We start from the raw sequence: 17008 nt of genomic DNA, 5'->3' as shown, positions 1-17008 counted from the left end.
GACCAGAGCTTCTCCGCCTTCGTCCATCTCGCCGCCGCCATCATAAGCTCCAGATGAATATCAACAGGCCTTAGAGCGCGATGCTGCACGATCCCGCCCAGCTCGATCTGATGTTCCAGGCGCTCGCCGATCCGGCGCGGCGGCAGATGGTGGATCGGCTGTCGCGCGGGCCGGCGTCGGTCAGCCAGCTGGCGGAACCGCTGGCGATGTCATTGTCGGCCGTCGTCCAGCATCTCAACGTGCTCGAGGCGAGCGGCCTGGTGAGGACCGAAAAGCTTGGCCGGGTCCGCACCTGCCGGATCGAACCGCAGGCGCTTCGGGCCGCCGAGCGCTGGATCAACGAGCGGCGGCTCGCCTGGGAGCGCCGGCTCGACCGCCTCGGCGATTTCCTCGCCGAAACCAAGGATGAAACCTGAAGGGTCCCGTCATGAGCGAACGATCCGTCGTCCATTCCACCTTCGTCATCGAACGCGTCTACCCGGCGGCGCCCGAGAAGGTCTATTTCGCGCTGAGCGATCCGGCCGCCAAGAAGCGCTGGTTCGTCGATCCCGACAACCCCATGCCCAGCCGGCATGAGATGGATTTTCGCGTTGGCGGCAAGGAGGTGAATGCCGGCTGTCCCAGCGGGGGGCAGATGCATTTCTACAACGCGGTCTATCAGGATATCGTGCCCAACCGGCGCATCGTCTACAGCTATGAGCTCTTGTTCGGCGAAACCCGGGTCTCGGTTTCGCTCGCGACGATCGAGCTTGTCCCCGAAGGCAAGGGTACGCGGCTTATCCTGACAGAGCAGGGCGCCTTCTTCGACGGCATCGATACGCCGGCCACCCGCGAGCATGGCACCGGCGAACTGCTCGATGCGCTCGGCGCTGCCCTGCAGGTGGCGGCTTGAGGCCTCCAGCCAAAGCGCATTGCGCTTTGGATCTTTGTCTGATGCATGCCGTTGCCTCAGAACCGCTGCACACTTCCGAGCGACATGCATTGATGGTCAGGACTATTCCCCCGGCGCCGTTTCCCAGAACTGGTCGAGCCAGATGTTGAGCCTGAGGAAGCCGGCGCTGCTGACGGCATAGACGCGCCTCGTGCCTTCGGCCTTGGCATTGACCAGGCCGGCGTCGAGCAGGACCTTCAGATGTTGGGAAACCGCAGGGCGTGAGACGGGCAACCCGGCCGCCAATTCGTTCACCGTCTTCGGGCCGCGCCGGAGTTCTTCCAAAAGATAGCGCCGGTTGGGATCGGCTATCGCCACGAAGGCGTCAGAAAACATCATGCCTTTATTTGTGAGGCAAAGTCTTGCGAATCTCAACTATTGGTTTCAACCTTTCTGCGCGGATCGAGCCGCGTGGCCTCGGGCGTGACCGCGCGGTCCGCGGGCTGCGTCTTGAAGGCATCGCGGTTTTCGATCGGCACCGGCGCGCGGGCGCGGATGCGCAGCAGCGTGTAGCCGGCAAGGCTGAGATGCGCGAGCGCCGTTGCCAGGAAAAGCCCCTCCGGACGCACCGAACCCATCAAGGCCGCGGCCAAAAGCGGGCCGATCATCGTGCCGAAGCCGTAGAGCAGGAGCAGGCCGCCGGAAACCTTGACGAAGTCCTCGGAGCGGGCGTGGTCGTTGGCATGCGCGACAGCGATCGAATAGAGCGTATAGGCGAACGCGCCATAGGCTGCGGTCATCACGATGATGAAGACGCCCGAACGCGGCGCGATCAGGAAGATCAGCACCGCGACCAGGGCCGCGCCGAAGGCCGCGCCGGCCAGCACGAAGCGGCGGTCGGTCGTATCCGACAGGCGCCCGGCCGGTAGCTGCATGGCGGCGCCGGAAATGACCACCAGGCTCATCATCAGCGCGATCTCGGCGGTCGATATGCCGACGCGCGCGCCATAGACGGCGCCCAGCGTGCCCCAGGCGCCGTTGGCGATGCCGATTAGGAGGCAGGCCACCGCCGACACCGGCGAATTGGCGTAGAGGCCTTTGACGTCGAGCTTGACGTCCTGCAGGGGCTTGGGATGCGACTGCGTCGACACGGCCGTCGGAATGAGCGACAGGCAAAACAGGATGCCGGTGATCATGAACAGCGAGGCCGACCGCACATCGCCGCCGGCGACGATCATCTGGCCGCCCATGATCGAAGCATAGGTGACCATCATGTAGAGGCCGAAGACGGTGCCGCGGTTCTCGTTGGTGGCTTTCTCGTTCAGCCAGCTCTCGATCACCATGAAGGCGCCGGCCATGGTGAAGCCGGTGAAGGCACGCAAAAGGATCCAGACATATTCGTCGATGATGAGGCCGGTGAGCAGCGCGATGATCGCGCCCGACGCGGCGAAGGCGCCGAAAGCCCTGACATGGCCGGCGCGGCGCACGAGACGCGGCGCGAAGAAGCAGCCGGCGACGAAGCCGCCCGCCCAGGCCGTGCCCATCAGGCCGAGCGATGCGGTCGAAAAACCCTCCACCTGGCCGCGCAGCGGCAAGAGCAGGCCGTGCAGGCCGGACGCGGCGAGCAGGAACGCCGTGCCGCGCAGCAGCGAGAGGATCGGTCTGTAAGTTGCAAACATCGCTTGATCCGGGTTCGAGACGCAGGGTCTGAAGACAGATGTATTCGGGCTTTTCGGCGGCGAGCGAGCACGCCGAACAATTTATCCGCGGCGGAACAGCGACTCGGCGGCGGATTTGGTGGCGCCCTTGGCGGTGCGCTCGGCTTCCAGCCTGGCGATCTCGTCGCGCAGCAATGCGATGCGCTCAGACAATTCGTCCACGGACAGCAGCGACAGGTCCTGGCCGATCTCGTGCGGGCGCGGCTTCTTCCTGGGTTCGTCGTCGAAGATCGCCATCCGTCGCTCCTCCCTTACTTGGCCATTTGCCTGATTTGACAATCAGCATACATAGAGCAATTCCAGGAAAAGTGCGTAGCGGTTTTCCGTCCGGAATTGCGTAAGAACAAAGAGTTGGAGCGGTTCGGCGTCTCTTTCGGACGTCAAAACGTTCCAAGCAGGGACGCCGATGCAAACGGCCGACGACAGATCGACATAAGGAGACGGCAAGCCATGGCAAACGGGCAGAAGATTCCGGCAAATATGACGGCCATCGCGATCTCGCAACCGGGCGGGCCAAAGGTGCTCAAGCCGGAAACGCGCGACGTGCCGGTGCCCGGCCCCGGCGAGGTGCTGATCCGTGTGCACGCCGCCGGAGTCAACCGGCCGGACGTGCAACAGCGCAAGGGCGCCTATCCACCGCCGCCCGGCGCCTCGGACCTGCCCGGTCTCGAGGTGGCCGGCGAAATCGCGGCACTCGGCGACGAGATATCGCGCTGGCGCATCGGCGACCGGGTCTGCGCGCTGACGCCGGGCGGCGGCTATGCCGAATATGTCAAGGTCCATGCCGGCAGCGTGCTGCCGATCCCGGCCGGCTTCACCTATTCGGAAGCCGCCGCCGTGCCGGAGAACTATTTCACCGTCTGGCACAATGTGTTCGAGCGCGGCGGCCTGAAGAAGGGCGAGACGCTGCTCGTCCATGGCGGCTCGTCCGGCATCGGCACCACCGCCATCCAGCTCGCCTGGGCATTCGGCGCCACTGTGATCACCACCGCCGGCAGCAAGGAGAAATGCGACGCCTGCCTCAAGCTCGGCGCCGCCCGGGCCATCAACTACCGCGAGGAGGATTTCGTCGCCGCGGTGAAGGACGCGACCGACAGGAAGGGCGCCGACGTCATCCTCGACATGGTCGGCGGCGACTATGTCGCGCGTAACTACGAGGCGGCGGCCGTCGAGGGGCGCATCGTCCAGATCGCGGTGCAGGCCGGCGCCGTCGCAAGCACCAATTTCGCATCGCTTATGGTCAAGCGCCTGACCCACACCGGCTCGACGCTTCGCCCGCGCACCGTCGAATTCAAGGCGGCGCTTGCCGCCGCGCTGGAGGCCCAGGTGTGGCCGCTGCTCGGCACGCGCAAGGTTGCCCCCGTGATGGACATGATCTTTCCGCTGACCGAAGCCTGGCGGGCGCATGAACGGATGGAAGAGGGCGAGCATATTGGCAAGATCGTCCTCGACGTCGGCTAGGATGGGCCGATATTCAGGTGAGGCCGGCCTGCGAATAATGGCTTTCTGTGCTTCCGGTGCTCACATACTAAAGTACGCTCCGCTCCGGTTCTCGGAAGCCATTGTTCTCGGCTCGGCCTGACCTGAACCTCGGCCCATCCTGGCTCCGCGCCCTCCCTTAGCGACAAGCTGAACGAAGCCTTAATGCTGCAATGCACAAAACGCATTGCGGCCATGCAAAAGCGTCCGTTCAATTTGTGGGCAGGAGTGCCTATTTACGAGGCATCAAACGATTTGACCAAACGACTGGAGAAACCAAAATGAACCCGATCAGTGCTTTCCGTAAGTGGCGCATGTACAACGAAACCGTGCGTGAATTGAACAAGCTCAATGCCCGCCAGCTGAGCGACCTCGGCATCAACCGTGCCGACATCGAGCGTATCGCCCGTCAGGCGGTGTAATCAGACGCAGCCTGACCGCAAGGCCGGGCTGCGACATGCAAGCCAGAGCCGTCGAGACGCTTGCTTTGTTTCCGGTTCCAAGCCCGCTGGACCTCGTCCAGCGGGTTTTGTCTTTCCAGGGCTGTGAATCGGCCCCTTCCCAAAAACATTGCGAAAATTGGAGGGAGCGTTTATACAGGCCGCGAATTTCCCATTTTGGTGGCTCTAAAACCACCGCCCGCGCGGGAACGCGGGCGAACGAGAAGGATTTTTGATATGGCCAATTCGCTGCTGATGCCCAAGGCGACCGCCGTCTGGCTGGTCGACAACACCGCGCTCTCCTTCGAGCAGATCGCGCAGTTCTGCGGATTGCATCCGCTCGAGGTCAAGGCGATCGCCGACGGCGAGTCGGCGCAAGGCATCAAGGGCATGGACCCGATCATCACCGGCCAGCTGACGCGCGACGAGATCGCGCGCGGCGAGAAGGACGTCAACTACCGGCTGAAGCTGTCGGAGCCTAAGGTGCGGGTGCCTGAATCGAAACGCAAGGGCCCGCGCTACACGCCGCTGTCGAAGCGCCAGGACCGGCCGAACGCCATCCTGTGGCTGGTGCGCAACCACCCGGAACTCAAGGACGCGCAGATCTCGCGTCTTGTCGGCACCACCAAGTCGACGATCGAGCAGATCCGCGAGCGCAAGCACTGGAATTCGGCCAATCTGCAGCCGATGGATCCGGTGACGCTCGGCCTTACCTCGCAGATCGACCTCGACCTCGAAGTCAACCGCGCCTCGCGCGGCCGCGAGCCGGCGCAGCCCGTCGGCGACACGCTGCTGCCCGCCGCACTCACCGAACGGCTGGTGCCCGCGCCCGAGAAGCCGAAGGACGAAGATCAGGAGCTGGACGCCAACGCCGTCTTCGCCAAGCTTTCGGCGCTCAAGTCGAAGAACGAGGATGCGGACGACGAGTAGTCGTCGCGCTGCGGTTGCTGCACGCTTTTGAGCGGCGGCATGCACGAACCCAACAAAAAAGCCCGCTTCACGCGGGCCTTTCTGTTGGACAATGGCTTGGGAGGTCACGTCCGCGCGGCGCGGTCGGGCGCCATGCCGTAATCCTCTGAGCGCTCGACGGCGCGGTAGAAATCGGCGAGCTGCTTGCCGCGCTCCGGCTTGAAGATACGGCCGGCGATGACGACCGAGGCGATGCGGTCGATGCGGAAAGCGCGGAAATCGTCGCGCATCTCGCACCATGCGACCAGGGTCCAGACCTTGCCCCAGAACCACAGGCCGAGCGGCCTGATGTCGCGCGCGGTGCCGCGGCCGGCCTCGTCGGAATAGTCGATGGTCAGCACCTGGCGTTTCTCGACGGCGCGCTCGATCAAGTCGATGGCCTCGCGCGCGGCGTCGCTCACCACCCACATCGGCGTGTGGATCTCGGTGCGGGCGATGCGATCCTTCTCGGCATCGGGCAGCACCGCGCCGATCTTGACCAGCGCCTCGTCGGCGGCCCTCGCCATTGCCGCGCCGCCAAAGGCGCGCACCATGCGGGCGCCGGCCACCAGCGCCACGATCTCGTCACGCGTGAACATCAGCGGCGGAAGGTCGAAACCCTCCCTCATCATGTAGCCGACGCCCGCTTCGCCGTCGATCGGCACGCCGGTCGACTGCAGGTCGGCTATGTCGCGGTAAATGGTACGCTCGGAAACCTCGAGCCACGTGCCGAGCTTCTGCGCGGTGACCAGCCGGCCACCCCGCAAATGCTGCACGATCTGGAAAAGCCTGTCGGCGCGGCGCATCGATTTCTCCCCCGGGGTTTATGGCTTGAGCCCTTCGCGCTTGCGTTGCGCGGCAACGAATTTCGCTCCGAAGGACAATCTGCCCGTGGTCGGCGTCCCAGCATCCAGCACACGCCAGAAGGGCGCGACGTCGCCCGGCGCCATGCCGCGCTCGAGATCCTCATGAGCGGCTTCGGCAACGGTGCGCAGATGATAGCCGATCGTCACCGGGCATGTCACTTCGGCGCCGTGCTCGATCGCCAGAGCGGTACGCAACGCACGAACATCCATTTCGACCCCTTCAGGAATCGAGCGGATGAAGTCGTCGACCTGGCGCGCGGTTGGCACCAGCATCGACTGGCCCTCGACGACATCGCCGACCGTGCGCGGCGACGGCTTGATGCCGTTGATGCCTGGCGTGTTCAGCCTGTCGTTCCAGCTTTTCACCATACGGATCGTCGGTTCGTGTTCGTTGCTGTCAGGATCGAAGCCGCACCAACTACCGCATGCCTCCTGACAACATCCTGTCAGGAGGCTGCGGCGAAGCTATCGGCAAACAAAGGCTTCTTCCCTGAACGTAACATCACTGGCTGCCATTACATCTGGGCGCGGTGCCGCGACAATCCAAGTCGCGGCGGCAAAATTTCAGTTTTCGCGCACGCGGCCCGTGTAAAGGTCCGGCCAGCCAATGTCCTTGCGGATGTCCGCCGGCAAGGTGTTCAGGAAACGCTGGGTACGGATCTCGTTGCGCACGGTGCGGATCCTGCCGACATAGTGCTGCACGCTGCGCAGAATGGTAAAACCGTTCATGACCTCACTCCTCTCTTTTCGATGAGGAGAGTATCTCACACCCCTCCTGACAGCAGTCTGTCAGGAGGTTGACAGGGTGCCGAAGAACGCGGTGCGGCGCCCCTCGCAGGGTTCAAATGAAGCCGGTTCTGTCAGGAATGGTCGGCACGAAGCGTGCCTTAAGAACGGCTTTGACAGGCATCGGCATTGCTGGTCAAAGGCGGCATGACGAAACTGCTCGCCCTTGTCATCATCGGCATCATGCTGATCCAGGTCATCAAGCCGCTGGGATGGCCGGGGCTGAAGCGGCGCGGCGATTTCTGGAAGCTGGCGCTGCTGGCCATGGCCGCGATCTCGCTTGCGGCGGTGCTTGGGCACTGGGCGTAGGTCTGTCCATATTCAGGCGAGGACGGCCTGCGAGTGGCGTGTCCTGACCTGAAGCTCAACTTACCTTGCTCGCTTCACCGCCGAGCACGAAATCCAGCAGATGCTCCGCCCAGGCGCGATAGCCTGCTTCGGAAGCGTGGAATCCGTCGGAGGCGAAGCCGGCCTCGGGATCGGTGATCGGCAGGCGCGCGGCGGCAATGGCGCCGCGCTCGTTGCAGAGCCGCACGCCCATGCGGTTCATTTCCGTGGCGCGGATCTCGAGAATCCTGCCAAGCAATGGCGGCATTGCCGGCGAGCGGGTGAATTCCAGCACCGGCGACCACACGACACGCGCTTCCGGCCATTTGGCGCGCAGCGCGTAGAGCAGGCCGCCGAACTCCTTCTTGAAGCGCGGCACGGAGTGGAAGTTCTTGGTGTCGTTGGTGCCGATGGCAAGCACGATATGCGTCCAGGGATCGGCCGACAGGTTGGGCAGGACATAATCGCGGATCTGGCCGGATGTCGCCGAATTGAAGCCGGCGGCGCGCCAGCGCACGGCGCTGCCGGCGCGTTCGGCGATCAGGCCGGCAAGCTGCGCGGCAAGCCCGTATTCGGATTGCTCGATGCCGACCGACGCTGCCGAGGAGTCGCCCAGGACCAGCAAGGCGACGGGCGGCGCCTTGCCCGGTATCTCGTGCAGGACCGGGCCTCGCGCGGGCAGCATGCGCGTGGTGCGCCGGCGCACGCCGAGGCCCTGCCAGACATAGACCGGGAAAGCGAGCCAGGTGAGAAGGGCAAGCAGGCGCTGCATGGCGGTTCCGTTGGCGTAACTTGCAAGCCATTAGCGCATGTTTGGGCTGACGTGAACGATGCCGTTCACGCGCAGCAGTCCGGCCGGTCCTTGTCCTGGTATTCGTCGTGCAGGCGTACCCAGTCCATCAGGTTGTGATACGGACCGGCCTCGTCGCGGCCCTTGGGCGTCATGTCGAGATAATGATAGGCGCCGATCAGCGCGTCGCCGCCGCGGGCCCGCGACAGGAAGGTGAGGAAGATGTCGCCATTGCCGTCGCGATAAAAGACGCTGGTGCCCGGCAGGTCTTTCGACCGCAACGGACGCTTCTCGAAATTGTAGGTGGTTTCGCCCGCCGCGATCTGCCTGTCGGTGAAGGAGACCTGCAGGTCGAAGTTGAAATCGGACGCGTAGGACGACACCCAGTCGAACTTCCAGCCCATGCGTCGCTTGTAAGGCAGGATTTCCGCGAGCGGCGCGCGCGAGACGACGACCAGCGAGACGTCATGATGCTTCAGATGCTGGTTGGCGCCGTCGATATGGTCGGCGAGGAACGAGCAGCCCTGGCAACGGTGATCGCAACCCGGCGTCATCATGAAATGGTAGACGATCAGCTGGCTGTTGCCGGCGAACAGGTCGCCTAGGCGCCTCGGTCCCGTTTTGCTTTCAAAGACATAATCCTTGCGCAGCTTGAACCAGGGAAGCTGCCGCCGCTCCGCGGCGACAGCGTCGCGGAACCTCGTCAGTTCCTTCTCGCGTTCCAGATGCTTGCGATGCGCCTCGAACCAGTCCTCGCGTGAAACCACGGCATTGCGATGCATGACCATCTCCTGTCCTCTCCTGCCAAGGACGTTCGACATGGGCGCGATCCGACATCGCCGCCGCCGTTTCGCTGCATCAGGTAGGGATGCGGCCTGCAAAAAACAAAAACCCGGGCCGATGGTCCGGGTTTTCCGTTGACTGCGAAGGGATGGTGTCAGGCGGCTTTCTCCAGCGCCGGTTGCCATTTCCCGAGCGCCGCCAGATGGTTCATGTGCGCGCGGTGGGTGAAGGCGGCCTGGCCGGCGGCAACGTTCGAGGCCTTGCCGCTCCACGCCTTCTGCGGCGCGGCCTGGAGCGCGCGGCCATAGGAGAAGGTCAGCTTCCATGGATGCGGCCCGATGGCGTTGATGGCGTTGAGGTTGGCGGTCGCCTCCTCGTCCTCCTGGCCGCCGGAGAGGAAGGCGATGCCCGGCACCGCCGCCGGCACCACTTCGCGGAACAGCTTGATCGTCTTCTCGGCGATTTCCTCCGGGCTGTCGGTCTTGCCCGATTTCTTGCCCGAGATGACCATATTGGGCTTCAGGATCGAGCCTTCCAGCACGACGCGCGCCGCATAGAGCTCGTCATAGAGCTTGACCAGCGTCGCCTTGGAGACGTCGTAGCAGGTGTCGATCGAGTGGGCGCCGTCCATCAGCACTTCCGGCTCGACGATCGGCACGATGCCGGCCTCCTGGCAGAGCGCGGCGTAGCGGGCCAGCGCGTGGGTGTTCGAGGCGATCGAATTGGCCGAGGGCACGCCCTTGCCGGTATCGATGTCGATCACCGCGCGCCATTTGGCGAAGCGGGCGCCGAGCTTGTAATAGTCGGCGAGTCGCTCGCGCAGCCCATCGAGGCCCTCGGTGATGGTGTCGCCAGGAAAGCCGGCCAGAGGCTTGGCGCCGAGGTCGACCTTGATGCCCGGGATGGCGCCTGCCGCCTTGATGATATCGACCAGCGGGGTGCCGTCGGCAGCCTTCTGGCGGATGGTCTCGTCATAGAGGATGACGCCGGAGATGTACTTCGTCATCGCCTCCTTGCTGCGGAACATCATCTCGCGGTAGTCGCGCCGGTTGTCGGCGGTCGATTCGACGCCGATGACGTCGAAGCGCTTCTTGATGGTGCCGGAGCTTTCATCGGCGGCCAAAAGGCCTTTGCCATCGGCCACGATCGCGGCGGCGATATCTTCGAGACGTTCGCTCATGGTGCTCTCCTTGACGGTAATATTCCGCGCCTAGCAGAACACTACCGCCAAAGGAATGACGCCGAAAAGCTCGAATCGATCGAAAGTCCTCGATTACTGCGTCTGCTCGCCGAGTCTTGAATGGCTCAGCGCTTCAGCACCTCGACGCCGGGCAGCGGCTTGCCTTCCATCCATTCGAGGAAGGCGCCGCCGGCGGTCGAGACATAGGTGAAGTCGTCGGCGACGCCGGCATGATTGAGCGCCGCCACCGTATCGCCGCCGCCGGCGACCGACACAAGCTTGCCCGCCTTGGTGCGGGCTGCCGCATGCTTTGCCGCCGCCACCGTGGCGCGGTCGAAGGGCTCGATCTCGAAAGCGCCGAGCGGGCCGTTCCAGACCAGCGTGGCGGCGCGGTCGATCCAGTCGTTGACGCTCTGTACGGTCTTTGCGCCGACATCGAGGATCATGCCGTCGGCCGGCACGTCCGAGATGGCGACGGTCTCGCTGGACGCGCCCGCCTTGAATTCCTTGGCGACGACGCCGTCGGCGGGCAGGATGATGGCGCAGCCGGCTTCCGCCGCCTCGATCATGATCTGCTTGGCGGTGCCGGCAAGGTCATGCTCGCAGAGCGACTTGCCGACATCGGTGCCGCGCGCCGCAAGAAAGGTGTTGGCCATGCCGCCGCCGATCACCAGCGCGTCGACCTTCTTCACGAGGTTCATCAAAAGGTCGATCTTGGTCGAGACCTTGGCGCCGCCGACGATGGCCACCACCGGCCGTGCCGGATCGCCAAGGCCCTTTTCCAGCGCGTCGAGCTCGGCTTGCATGGTGCGGCCGGCATAGGCCGGCAAATGACGCGCCAGGCCTTCGGTCGAGGCATGCGCGCGGTGCGCGGCGGAAAAGGCGTCGTTGACATAGATGTCGCCATTGGCGGCGAGCTTTTCGGTGAAGGCCGGTTCGTTCTTCTCCTCGGCCTTGTAGAAGCGGGTGTTTTCGAACAGCAGGACGTCGCCGTCCTTCATCGCCGCGACTGCATCCGCCGCCTTGTCGCCGACGCAGTCGGCGGCAAAGCCGACCGGACGGCCGAGAACCTCAGCCGTGGCCCTGGCGATCGGCTCGAGCGAGAATTCGGCCGATGGGCCGTCCTTGGGGCGGCCGAAATGCGCAAGCAGGATGACCTTGGCGCCCTTTTTCGAGAGCTCGGCGATGGTCGGCGCTATGCGCTCGATGCGGGTGGCGTCGGTCACCTTGCCGTCGGCCACGGGAACGTTGAGGTCGACGCGCACGAGCACGCGCTTGCCGCTGACGGCGCCGATATCGTCGAGTGTCTTGAAGCCGGCCATGGTCGTTCCTTTTTAGCGAAAACGCGGCGACCTTACCCGGCGCGAAGGACGATGCAAGGGTCGCGTCGATGGCGCGCGCGCAAAAATGATGTCGGCGTGAGATATCAGCCTTCGCCGGTTGCCTTCCGCCCGTCCGGCTCGGGCGCCACGGTGCCGATCGGCACGTCGTCGGCCGCCTGCTTTTCCGCCGGCCTGCGCCAGTTGCGGACGAGCGCGGCGATGCGGTCGCCGATCTCGCCGGCGCTCATGAACACCGGCACGCGCGCAACCGGCGCGGTCGGCTCGAAAGACAGGCCAAGGCCGGCGATCCGGCCTTTCTCATCGACATCGCGCACGATCAGCTCGATCGGGCCGATCACCACGCGGTCGGCATATTCGGGATGGCCGCCAAGCCGCTCCGATACCAGCGCGGCGACGGTGAGCTTCTGTTCCGCTTCGGTCAGGCCTGGTCCGTAGGCGGCTTCCAGCTCCGCGGCGGAGCGGGCAGGATCGACGGCAAAGGCGCCGAAGAAGTCGGCATCCTCGGGGTCGACCACGGCGCGGCTGGCGAAGAGCTTGTCGAGCAGGCGCGGGTAGCGGTCCGGCACGAAGATGTAGACCTGATCGCCGGCGGCGAGCCGGCCCATGTCCTGGAAGCGCATCGAGCGCCCGTCGCGCAGCACCAGCGAGGGCCTTGCCCAGCGCGGGATGCGCTCACCCCGCGCCACCGGGCTGCCGGGCGCGACGCGGTAGGCGAGCAGCTCATGATGGGCCGAGCCCGGCAATTCGAGCTCCACCTTGTCCAGCGGCCCAAGACGGGCCGGCACGATCAGGCCGAGACGCCGCGCCAGCGGACCGACCGTCCAGCCCTGCACCACCAGCGAGACGAGCACGATGATGAAGGCGGCGTTGAAGATCAGGCGGCCATGCTCGAGGCCGCCGAGCAGCGGCGTGATGGCGAGCAGGATCGAGACCGCGCCGCGCAGGCCGACCCAGGAGACGAAGGCGACCTCTGGACGCGGCAGCCGGAACGGGATCAGGCAGAGCCAGACGGCCAAGGGCCGCGCCACGAAGATCAGGAACAGGCCGAGCAGGATCGCCGGCACCAGGATCGCCGGGAACTGCGAGGGCGTGGCGAACAAGCCAAGGATCAGGAACATGATGATCTGCGCCAGCCACGACATGCCGTCCTGGAAACGCTTCAGGATGGTGACGGCGCGAATATCGGAATTGCCGGCGATCAGCCCGGCAAGGTAGACGGCGAGGAAGCCCGAGCCGCCGATGGCGCCGGCCGCCGCGAACACCATCAGCGACAGCGTCAGCACGAAGATCGGCAGCAGGCCGTGATCGAGGTTCAGCCGCTCGACAAGACGCACGATGCCGAAGCCGCCGAGCACACCGATGACGGCGCCGAGCCCCATATTGGCGAGGAAGCCGAGCAAAAGATTGGTGGCCAGCACATTGGCTTCCGGGTTGGCATGCGCGGCGATGATCTCGACCAGGGTGATGGTGAGGAAGATGGCGATCGGGTCGTTGGTGCCGGATTCCACCTCGAGCGTGGCGCGCACGCGCTCGCGCAGATGGATTTCGCCGGCGCGCAGCAGGAAGAAGACGGCGGCCGCGTCGGTGGAGGCGACGGCGGCGCCGAGCAAAGAGGATTCCAGCCAGCTGAGTTTGAGAACATAGGAAGCGGCGGCGCTGAAGATGGCTGTGGTCAGGATAACGCCGATCGTGGCCAGCGACAGCGCGGGCCCGGCTGCCTGCCTGAGCGCGTTGAGCGGCGTGCCGAAACCGGAATCGAACAGGATGATCGCCAAGGCCAGTGAGCCGGCAAAATAAGCCAGCCGCGCATTGTCGAATTCGATGCCGAGGCCGTCGACGCCGGTGGCGAGGCCGATGCAGAGGAAGAGCAGCAGCAAGGGAGCGCCGAAGCGGAAGGCGATCAGGCTCGAAAACGCTGCGGCGACAATGAGCGCCGTGCCGACCAGCGTCACGAGATAGATCGCATGCTCCATCCGCTATTGCCCCTCCAAATCCCTCTATCTGTCGCTTTAACAGAGAGTGGGGCGAAGACATGACCGGTGCAAGGCAACGGCGTGGTTTTTGGCTCAGCCGGCCAATAAAAACGCCCGGCCGAGGCCGGGCGTTTCAAACTGCGGAGCAAGGCTACGATCAGGCGATGGTCTTGCCGAAGGCGACGGCGGTGTCGCCCATGCGGTTCGAGAAGCCCCATTCGTTGTCGTACCAGGACAGCACCGAAACGAAGTTGCCGTCCATCACCTTGGTCTGGTCGAGCGCGACGATCGAGGAATGCGGGTCGTGGTTGAAGTCGATCGACACGTTCGGGTGATGGGTGACGGACAGAACACCCTTCAGCTTGCCCTTCGAGGCGGCGATCAGCGCCTCGTTGATCTCCTGCGGCGTGGTCGAGCGCTTGGCGATGAACTTGAGGTCGACGACCGAGACGTTCGGGGTCGGCACGCGGATCGAGATGCCGTCGAGCTTGCCCTTGAGGTCGGGCAGAACGAGGCCGATCGCCTTGGCGGCGCCGGTCGAGGTCGGGATCTGCGAGAGCGCCGCGGCACGGGCGCGGTAGAGATCCTTGTGCATGGTGTCCAGCGTCGGCTGGTCGCCGGTATAGGAGTGGATCGTCGTCATCATGCCCTTCTCGATGCCGACGGTCTCGTGCAGCACGGCCGCCAGCGGCGCCAGGCAGTTGGTGGTGCAGGACGCGTTCGAGATGACGATGTGGTCCTTGGTCAGCTTGTCGTGGTTGATGCCGTAGACAACGGTGAGGTCGGCGCCTTCGGCCGGGGCCGAGACGATGACGCGCTTGGCGCCGGCGGTCAGGTGAGCCGCGGCCTTGTCGCGGGCGGTGAAGATGCCCGTGCATTCGAGCGCGATGTCGACGCCGAGCTCCTTCCACGGCAGTTGGGTCGGGTCCTTGATCGCGGTGACCTTGAACTTCTCCTTGCCGACCGAGATCTGGTCGCCGTCGACGGCCACCTCATGCGGGAAGCGGCCATGCACGCTGTCGTAGCGGAGCAGGTGCGCGTTGGTCTCGACCGGGCCGAGATCGTTGACGGCGACCACGTCGATGTCCTTGCGGCCGGATTCGTGGATGGCGCGCAGGATGTTGCGGCCGATGCGGCCAAATCCGTTGATGGCAACTCTGACGGTCATTGTTCTCTCCCTTGGGGGCTGGAAAGCGGATGGGTCCGCAGTTTCATAACGGCGGAAGGCGCAAGAATCCAGCCGCAGAACGTCGCATTTAAATCGATTAGGTTGGTCCAGCCCTGCAAAACCGCCAATCGGTGTTGCCAGGCCCGAGGCAATTCCTACTTGCCGTGCAGACGGGCTTCGACCGCCTTGGCCGCGGCATCGGCGGTGATGCCGAAATGCGGATAGAGCTGTTCGATCGTGCCCGAGGCTCCGAAGCCGTGCATGCCGACGAAGATGCCGTCGGTGCCGATCAGGTGGTCCCAGCCCTGGCGGATGCCGGCTTCGATGGCGACCTTCACCTTGGCGTTGCCGATCGTCTTCCTGCGGTAATCGTCGCTCTGCTGGTCGAACAGCTCGAAGCAGGGCACCGAGACGACGCGGGTCGGATGGCCGTGCTTTTCCAACAGGTCACGCGCACCGAGGGCGATCTCGACCTCGGAGCCGGTGGCGAAGATCGTCACCACGGCCTCGCCGCTGGCGGCGGCCAGCTCGTAGGCGCCCTGGCTGGAGAGGTTCTTCGCCGAGTGTTCGGTGCGCACGGTCGGCAGGTTCTGGCGGGTCAGCGCCAGGGTCGAGGGCGTCTTTTCGGATTCCAGCGCGATCTGCCAGCACTCGGCGGTTTCGACCGCGTCGGCCGGGCGGAAGACATTGTGGTTCGGGATGGCGCGCAGCGCCGCCAGATGCTCGACCGGCTGGTGGGTCGGGCCGTCCTCGCCGAGGCCGATCGAGTCATGCGTCATGACGAAGATCGAGCGGATGCCCATCAGCGAGGCAAGGCGCATCGAGGGGCGGGCATAGTCGGAGAAGCACAGGAAGGTGCCGCCATAGGCGATCAGGCCGCCATGCAGCGTCAGGCCGTTGATCGCCGCCGCCATGCCGTGCTCGCGGATGCCGTAGTGGACATAGCGCTGGCCGTAATCGTCGGGCGTGATGTTCTTGGTCTGGCTGGTCTTGGTGTTGTTGGAGCCGGTCAAGTCGGCCGAGCCGCCGATGGTCTCCGGCACGGCGCCGTTGATGACTTCCAGTGCCATTTCCGACGACTTGCGGGTGGCGACCTTCGGCTTGTCGGCCGACAGCTTCTTCTTGTAGTCGGCGATGACGGCATCGAAGTTCGATGGCAGCTTGCCAGCAAGGCGGCGCTCGAACTCGGCCTTCAGCTTCGGCTCGGCCTTGGCCAGACGGCCTTCCCAGTCGGTCCGTGCCTTGGTGCTGTTTTTACCCACGGCGCGCCAGGCGTCGAGGATGTCGGCCGGAATCTCGAAGGGCGGCGAGTCCCAGTTGAAGAATTTGCGCGCGCCGGCGATTTCATCCGCGCCCAGCGGCGAGCCATGCGCCTTGTTGGTGCCTGCCTTGGTCGGCGCGCCGAAGCCGATGGTGGTCTTGCAGGCGATCATCGTCGGCTTGTCGGAATGGCGCGCCGCCTCGATGGCGTAGGCGATCGCTTCGGGATCTGTGCCGTCGATGTGGCTGGCGTTCCAGCCGGACGCCTGGAAGCGGGCGACCTGGTCGGTGTTGTCGGCGAGCGAGACCGGGCCGTCGATCGAGATGTTGTTGTTGTCCCAGAAGACGATCAGCTTGTTGAGCTTCAGATGCCCGGCCAGCGCGATGGCTTCGTGTGAGACGCCTTCCATCAGGCAGCCGTCCCCGGCCAGCACATAGGTATAATGGTTGACGAGGTCGTTGCCGAAGGCGGCGTTCATGATGCGCTCGCCGAGCGCGAAGCCGACCGAATTGGCAAGACCTTGGCCGAGCGGGCCGGTGGTGGTCTCGATTCCGGCGGCATGGCCATATTCGGGATGGCCGGCGGTCTTGGAGCCGAGCTGGCGGAAATTCTTGATCTGGTCGATCGTCATGTCCTCATAGCCGGTGAGGTAGAGGAGCGAATAGAGCAGCATCGAGCCGTGGCCGGCGGAGAGGATGAAGCGGTCGCGGTCGGCCCAGTGCGGCGCCTTGGCGTCGAATTTCAGGAAACGGCTGAACAGCACCGTGGCGATGTCGGCGCAGCCCATCGGCAGGCCGGGGTGACCGGAGTTCGCCTTCTCGACGGCATCCATGGAAAGGAAACGGATCGCGTTGGCCATCCGATCATGTTGTTCACGCGACGTCATGCTTCCTCCGGAAGTGGGTTGGAGCTTGGGAGAACCCTTGGAAAAGGATGCCGGGACACATAGCAGGCACGGCCTTTTAGTCAACAAATCGGGGCGGATTTTGCCGGGCTTGTGATGGCATCGAGCGCCTTACATTAGCGATAGCGGGGGACAGTCGCGAGAGCTTTGTTGACGCGCCCTTCACCCGGT

General features: G+C 64.6%; 19 protein-coding genes. 6 read left to right on the top strand and 13 right to left on the bottom strand.

Translation table 11 applies throughout. The features are described 5' to 3' along the window. Positions 1-80: 80 nt before the first annotated feature. Positions 81-416 (top strand): metalloregulator ArsR/SmtB family transcription factor, encoded by a 336-nt coding sequence (locus FJ424_RS29865; RefSeq protein WP_140659963.1) that lies wholly within the window; start codon positions 81-83, stop codon positions 414-416. An 11-nt stretch (positions 417-427) separates the two neighbouring features. Further along, on the top strand, positions 428-892 hold the full coding sequence (locus FJ424_RS29860) for an SRPBCC family protein (RefSeq protein WP_140659964.1): 465 nt from the start codon (positions 428-430) through the stop codon (positions 890-892). 102 nt (positions 893-994) lie between these two features. Here the strand turns inward: FJ424_RS29860 and FJ424_RS29855 are convergent, their stop codons facing one another. The 3 genes from FJ424_RS29855 to FJ424_RS29845 form a co-directional block, all read right to left on the bottom strand. Beyond that, entirely contained in the window at positions 995-1270 is a 276-nt protein-coding gene (locus tag FJ424_RS29855; RefSeq protein WP_040985209.1) for a metalloregulator ArsR/SmtB family transcription factor, read from the bottom strand. A 32-nt stretch (positions 1271-1302) separates the two neighbouring features. Next, positions 1303-2550 (bottom strand): MFS transporter, encoded by a 1248-nt coding sequence (locus FJ424_RS29850; RefSeq protein ID WP_140645783.1) that lies wholly within the window; start codon positions 2548-2550, stop codon positions 1303-1305. Between the two features lie 81 nt (positions 2551-2631). Further along, on the bottom strand, positions 2632-2826 hold the full coding sequence (locus FJ424_RS29845) for a DUF1192 domain-containing protein (RefSeq protein ID WP_140645782.1): 195 nt from the start codon (positions 2824-2826) through the stop codon (positions 2632-2634). 213 nt (positions 2827-3039) lie between these two features. Between FJ424_RS29845 and FJ424_RS29840 the strand changes: the two genes are divergently transcribed. The 3 genes from FJ424_RS29840 (at position 3040) to FJ424_RS29830 (ending at position 5438) form a co-directional block, all read left to right on the top strand. Next, positions 3040-4050 (top strand): NAD(P)H-quinone oxidoreductase, encoded by a 1011-nt coding sequence (locus FJ424_RS29840; RefSeq protein ID WP_140659965.1) that lies wholly within the window; start codon positions 3040-3042, stop codon positions 4048-4050. Positions 4051-4349: 299 nt separating this feature from the next. After that, positions 4350-4490, top strand: coding sequence for a DUF1127 domain-containing protein (locus tag FJ424_RS29835; RefSeq protein ID WP_095767350.1), 141 nt, complete (start codon positions 4350-4352; stop codon positions 4488-4490). 255 nt (positions 4491-4745) lie between these two features. Continuing rightward, a complete protein-coding gene (locus FJ424_RS29830) occupies positions 4746-5438 on the top strand; it encodes a DUF1013 domain-containing protein (RefSeq protein WP_140645780.1) in 693 nt (230 codons plus the stop codon). 104 nt (positions 5439-5542) lie between these two features. Here the strand turns inward: FJ424_RS29830 and FJ424_RS29825 are convergent, their stop codons facing one another. The 3 genes from FJ424_RS29825 to FJ424_RS29815 form a co-directional block, all read right to left on the bottom strand. Then, the gene (locus tag FJ424_RS29825) at positions 5543-6262 is read right to left on the bottom strand and encodes a YafY family protein (RefSeq protein WP_091578656.1); all 720 of its coding nucleotides are present in this window, start codon (positions 6260-6262) and stop codon (positions 5543-5545) included. Positions 6263-6280: 18 nt separating this feature from the next. Then, positions 6281-6691 carry a hypothetical protein gene (locus tag FJ424_RS29820; protein WP_181182270.1) on the bottom strand — a complete coding sequence of 137 codons (411 nt, stop codon included), beginning with the start codon at positions 6689-6691 and terminating at the stop codon, positions 6281-6283. A gap of 195 nt (positions 6692-6886) precedes the next feature. Further along, positions 6887-7051, bottom strand: a complete 165-nt coding sequence (locus tag FJ424_RS29815; RefSeq protein ID WP_116397974.1) for a hypothetical protein — start codon at positions 7049-7051, stop codon at positions 6887-6889. Positions 7052-7255: 204 nt separating this feature from the next. On the opposite strand from FJ424_RS29815, the gene FJ424_RS29810 reads away from it, so the two are divergent. Continuing rightward, the gene (locus FJ424_RS29810; RefSeq protein ID WP_116397976.1) at positions 7256-7417 is read left to right on the top strand and encodes a hypothetical protein; all 162 of its coding nucleotides are present in this window, start codon (positions 7256-7258) and stop codon (positions 7415-7417) included. Between the two features lie 55 nt (positions 7418-7472). Here the strand turns inward: FJ424_RS29810 and FJ424_RS29805 are convergent, their stop codons facing one another. The 7 genes from FJ424_RS29805 to tkt all read right to left on the bottom strand — a co-directional run bounded on the left by FJ424_RS29805 (position 7473) and on the right by tkt (position 16819). Then, positions 7473-8207, bottom strand: a complete 735-nt coding sequence (locus tag FJ424_RS29805; protein ID WP_140659966.1) for an SGNH/GDSL hydrolase family protein — start codon at positions 8205-8207, stop codon at positions 7473-7475. 65 nt (positions 8208-8272) lie between these two features. Then, entirely contained in the window at positions 8273-9007 is a 735-nt protein-coding gene (locus FJ424_RS29800) for a thioredoxin family protein (RefSeq protein WP_140659967.1), read from the bottom strand. A 155-nt stretch (positions 9008-9162) separates the two neighbouring features. After that, positions 9163-10188: a class I fructose-bisphosphate aldolase gene (locus tag FJ424_RS29795; protein WP_140786390.1), complete on the bottom strand. Its 1026-nt coding sequence runs from the start codon at positions 10186-10188 to the stop codon at positions 9163-9165. A 125-nt stretch (positions 10189-10313) separates the two neighbouring features. Then, complete coding sequence (locus tag FJ424_RS29790) at positions 10314-11510, bottom strand: phosphoglycerate kinase (RefSeq protein ID WP_140659500.1); 1197 nt, start codon at positions 11508-11510, stop codon at positions 10314-10316. Between the two features lie 104 nt (positions 11511-11614). Continuing rightward, positions 11615-13504, bottom strand: a complete 1890-nt coding sequence (locus tag FJ424_RS29785; RefSeq protein ID WP_246677383.1) for a potassium/proton antiporter — start codon at positions 13502-13504, stop codon at positions 11615-11617. A gap of 157 nt (positions 13505-13661) precedes the next feature. After that, positions 13662-14672, bottom strand: a complete 1011-nt coding sequence (gene gap / locus FJ424_RS29780; RefSeq protein ID WP_140659499.1) for a type I glyceraldehyde-3-phosphate dehydrogenase — start codon at positions 14670-14672, stop codon at positions 13662-13664. Between the two features lie 155 nt (positions 14673-14827). After that, complete coding sequence (gene tkt / locus FJ424_RS29775) at positions 14828-16819, bottom strand: transketolase (protein WP_140659498.1); 1992 nt, start codon at positions 16817-16819, stop codon at positions 14828-14830. Between the last annotated feature and the right edge of the window lie 189 nt (positions 16820-17008).

Source organism: Mesorhizobium sp. B3-1-8 (assembly GCF_006439495.1).
Lineage (GTDB): Bacteria > Pseudomonadota > Alphaproteobacteria > Rhizobiales > Rhizobiaceae > Mesorhizobium.
The sequence above is the reverse complement of the archived record's forward strand: the minus strand, read 5'-3'. Positions and strand labels throughout refer to the sequence as shown.

Excerpts from the sequence above, each read along its gene's own strand:
- FJ424_RS29810 (WP_116397976.1), top strand. The coding sequence starts at position 7,256 with ATGACGAAACTGCTCGCCCTTGTCATCATCGGCATCATGCTGATCCAG.
- FJ424_RS29835 (WP_095767350.1), top strand. The coding sequence starts at position 4,350 with ATGAACCCGATCAGTGCTTTCCGTAAGTGGCGCATGTACAACGAAACC.
- FJ424_RS29840 (WP_140659965.1), top strand. The coding sequence starts at position 3,040 with ATGGCAAACGGGCAGAAGATTCCGGCAAATATGACGGCCATCGCGATC.
- FJ424_RS29845 (WP_140645782.1), bottom strand. The coding sequence starts at position 2,826 with ATGGCGATCTTCGACGACGAACCCAGGAAGAAGCCGCGCCCGCACGAG.
- gap (WP_140659499.1), bottom strand. The coding sequence starts at position 14,672 with ATGACCGTCAGAGTTGCCATCAACGGATTTGGCCGCATCGGCCGCAAC.
- FJ424_RS29800 (WP_140659967.1), bottom strand. The coding sequence starts at position 9,007 with ATGCATCGCAATGCCGTGGTTTCACGCGAGGACTGGTTCGAGGCGCAT.
- tkt (WP_140659498.1), bottom strand. The coding sequence starts at position 16,819 with ATGACGTCGCGTGAACAACATGATCGGATGGCCAACGCGATCCGTTTC.
- FJ424_RS29820 (WP_181182270.1), bottom strand. The coding sequence starts at position 6,691 with ATGGTGAAAAGCTGGAACGACAGGCTGAACACGCCAGGCATCAACGGC.
- FJ424_RS29865 (WP_140659963.1), top strand. The coding sequence starts at position 81 with ATGCTGCACGATCCCGCCCAGCTCGATCTGATGTTCCAGGCGCTCGCC.
- FJ424_RS29860 (WP_140659964.1), top strand. The coding sequence starts at position 428 with ATGAGCGAACGATCCGTCGTCCATTCCACCTTCGTCATCGAACGCGTC.
- FJ424_RS29805 (WP_140659966.1), bottom strand. The coding sequence starts at position 8,207 with ATGCAGCGCCTGCTTGCCCTTCTCACCTGGCTCGCTTTCCCGGTCTAT.
- FJ424_RS29850 (WP_140645783.1), bottom strand. The coding sequence starts at position 2,550 with ATGTTTGCAACTTACAGACCGATCCTCTCGCTGCTGCGCGGCACGGCG.
- FJ424_RS29830 (WP_140645780.1), top strand. The coding sequence starts at position 4,746 with ATGGCCAATTCGCTGCTGATGCCCAAGGCGACCGCCGTCTGGCTGGTC.
- FJ424_RS29815 (WP_116397974.1), bottom strand. The coding sequence starts at position 7,051 with ATGAACGGTTTTACCATTCTGCGCAGCGTGCAGCACTATGTCGGCAGG.
- FJ424_RS29825 (WP_091578656.1), bottom strand. The coding sequence starts at position 6,262 with ATGCGCCGCGCCGACAGGCTTTTCCAGATCGTGCAGCATTTGCGGGGT.
- FJ424_RS29785 (WP_246677383.1), bottom strand. The coding sequence starts at position 13,504 with ATGGAGCATGCGATCTATCTCGTGACGCTGGTCGGCACGGCGCTCATT.
- FJ424_RS29795 (WP_140786390.1), bottom strand. The coding sequence starts at position 10,188 with ATGAGCGAACGTCTCGAAGATATCGCCGCCGCGATCGTGGCCGATGGC.
- FJ424_RS29790 (WP_140659500.1), bottom strand. The coding sequence starts at position 11,510 with ATGGCCGGCTTCAAGACACTCGACGATATCGGCGCCGTCAGCGGCAAG.
- FJ424_RS29855 (WP_040985209.1), bottom strand. The coding sequence starts at position 1,270 with ATGATGTTTTCTGACGCCTTCGTGGCGATAGCCGATCCCAACCGGCGC.